Here is a 2470-nt window from a genome sequence, read left to right on the forward strand (position 1 = left end):
ACGTTGCCTACCGGCTGGCAAAGGCGACGCACGCGCCGGACATGATCATCGCGACGATGAGTTGCGGCCACCTCGATATCGCGCCGAGCCCAATGATCCTGTCGCTGATCGAAAGCCTCGATTGCGAGACGGCGGTGGCGCATGCCGGTGGCGACGACACCTACTCGACCTACTACCAGGCCGGTGCGGTGACGCATGAGATCGTTGGCGCCGCGCAAGTCGATCGACGCGGCCGCGTCAACACCATCGCGCTGCGCAAGCGCGACGGCGGCCTTATCCGGCTGCCCGGGCAGGGCGGCATGGCCGACGTCGCCAACATGCACCGTGACTATTTGCTCTACGTTCCCCGCCATTCGGTGCAGTCGCTGGTAGAGGACGTCGAGATCGCCAGTTCGGCGCGCGGCTTGCTCACCCAGAGTGAACGCGAGCCGATGGGCTATCGGACCGGCGAGGCGCTGGTGTTCACCGACCTTTGCGTCTTTCGGCTCGATCGCTCGAGCCGGGAATTGATCGTCATCGAAACCATGCCTGATATCACGCAGCAGCAAATCCGTGATGCCACCGGCTTTCCCGTGACATTCGATGCCGACTGCCGGGAAATTCCGCTCCCTTCGGACGCTACGCTCGGTGTCCTGCGAAACCGGATCGATCCCCTCGGTCTGCGCCGCTTGGAATTCGTCAGCGCCAAGGAGCGTGGTGCGCTGATCGCCGAGATCCTTGCCGCCGACCGCATCATGGTCGAGCGCTGTATCGCTGCGCAGGCCGCAGGAGGCTGAGGCTCCCATGGCAAAGCCGTTGCTTGAAATGGCCGCCGCCCGGGTCTTCTTCGACGGTATATTCACAACTCCGCGCGTTGCCCATCCGGAGGGCGTGGCCGTCCACCGCGACGGGTCGATCTGGTGCGGCACCGAAACCGGGGACCTCTTGAGGCTGGCCGCCGATGGCGGCTCGGTCGAACGCATGGGTGGCACGGAAGGTTTTCTGCTCGGTATTGCTTTCGACAGCGTGGGAAACTGTTTTGCCTGCGATTTGAAGCATTCGGCGATCTTTCGCTGGAATGCCGGGACGGGTCTTATGGAACGCTTCGCCTCGGCTGGCATCCGCGTGCCGAACTATCCGATCGTCGACGAGACACGAGGCTGGCTCTATGTTTCGGACAGCGTTGGCGAAGACAACCGCTCCGGCATCTTCCGCTACGACCTCAAGACGGGCGACGGCGGCCTGTGGTGCCGCGAAACCATGGCCTTTGCCAATGGCATGGCGATGGCACCGGACGGCAACGGGCTTTATGTCGTGGAAAGCAACGCGCCTTGCGTCAGCTATGTGCCGATCCGGGCTGACGGCGCGGCAGGGGCCCGGCAGGTCGTCGTCGAAGACGTGGACAATGTTCCGGACGGAGTGGCTTTTGCGCCCGACGGCTCGCTTTTCATTTCATGTTACGAGCCAAGCCGGATCTATCGCTGGCGCCAGGACAGAGGCCTCGAAGTGCTGATCGAGGATCCGACCGCGACCACGCTCGCCCACCCCACCAACATCGCCTTCAAGGGCAATAAACTCTACACAGCCAATTTGGGTCGCTGGCATATAACCGAGATCGACCTGGCCACAATTCCAAACTAGCGCCACGCCCGGTCAATCAGTGTCGAGCAGCCCTAAGGTCGATGGCTTGATGAAACAAGCTCGGCCTTGCGCCGTGCCGTCTCCAGCCCGATGGCGATGAAGCGGCGGGCATGCCGGGCCAGCTCCATATTATCGGTCCACAAATTGCGCCAGATGGCGGTTTTCTTCGACAGGTTCTCGTCAACGATCTCCGAGGAGAAGGATTCGAAGCTGAGGTCGTCGCCATAGCCGATTGCGGTCAGCGCATCGAAGATCGCTGCAAAGTCGATGTTGCCGGTGCCGAGGAAGCCGCGATGGCTCTCGCCGATATGGACATAGCCGATCTTGTCAGCCGCATGACGGATGGCCAGGGCGACATCGGCCTCTTCGATGTTCATGTGGAAAGTGTCGAGATGCAGGAAGATATTGTCTGAGCCGGTGTCCTCGATGAAGGCCAGCCCTTGCGCCGCGGTGTTGAGCAGATTGCTTTCGAAACGGTTGACGATCTCGAGGTTGAGCGTGACGCCGGCGGTCTTGGCGGTCTCCGCGACTTTGGCGAGCGTTCCGGCGCTGCGGTTCCATTGATCGCGCGTCGGCGCCTCGGTCTGCAATCCGTGGCCGGTACTGAGGATGCCGGCGACCTTCTGACCACCCAGATCGCGAGTAAGCGCGATCGTACGTTTTAGAATTTCGACGCCGTGCGCGGCAATCGTCTTGTCGGCGCTAGAAATGTCGCCGTCGGCCGGCAGTCCGATGCTGATCGCCACGCCGAGATCGAGGCCAGCGATGCGCTTGGCCAGCCCGTCAATGTCGACATTGGCAGGGTCGAGATAGGAGAATTCGATCAGGTCGAAGCCGGCCTCCCTGGTGT

At 62.1% G+C, this 2470-nt stretch carries 3 protein-coding genes; 2 read left to right on the plus strand and 1 reads right to left on the minus strand.

What is annotated here, in order from left to right:
• Together E5W87_RS05155 and E5W87_RS05160 are read left to right on the plus strand one after the other, a co-directional pair.
• Nucleotides 1-776, plus strand: a 776-nt coding sequence (locus E5W87_RS05155; RefSeq protein WP_292394654.1) for a CoA-transferase, incomplete at its 5' end; no start/stop codon positions are given.
• 7 nt (nt 777-783) lie between these two features.
• Nucleotides 784-1620 (plus strand): SMP-30/gluconolactonase/LRE family protein, encoded by an 837-nt coding sequence (locus E5W87_RS05160; RefSeq protein ID WP_292394656.1) that lies wholly within the window; start codon nt 784-786, stop codon nt 1618-1620.
• A gap of 32 nt (nt 1621-1652) precedes the next feature.
• On the opposite strand, the gene E5W87_RS05165 is transcribed toward E5W87_RS05160, so the two are convergent.
• Nucleotides 1653-2470, minus strand: an 818-nt coding sequence (locus E5W87_RS05165) for a sugar phosphate isomerase/epimerase (RefSeq protein WP_292394658.1), incomplete at its 5' end; no start/stop codon positions are given.

This window comes from Mesorhizobium sp. (assembly GCF_004962925.1).
GTDB lineage: Bacteria > Pseudomonadota > Alphaproteobacteria > Rhizobiales > Rhizobiaceae > Mesorhizobium.

What these genes read in the sequence shown, in the direction of transcription:
- E5W87_RS05160 (WP_292394656.1), top strand. Translation starts at nt 784, where the DNA reads ATGGCAAAGCCGTTGCTTGAAATGGCCGCCGCCCGGGTCTTCTTCGAC.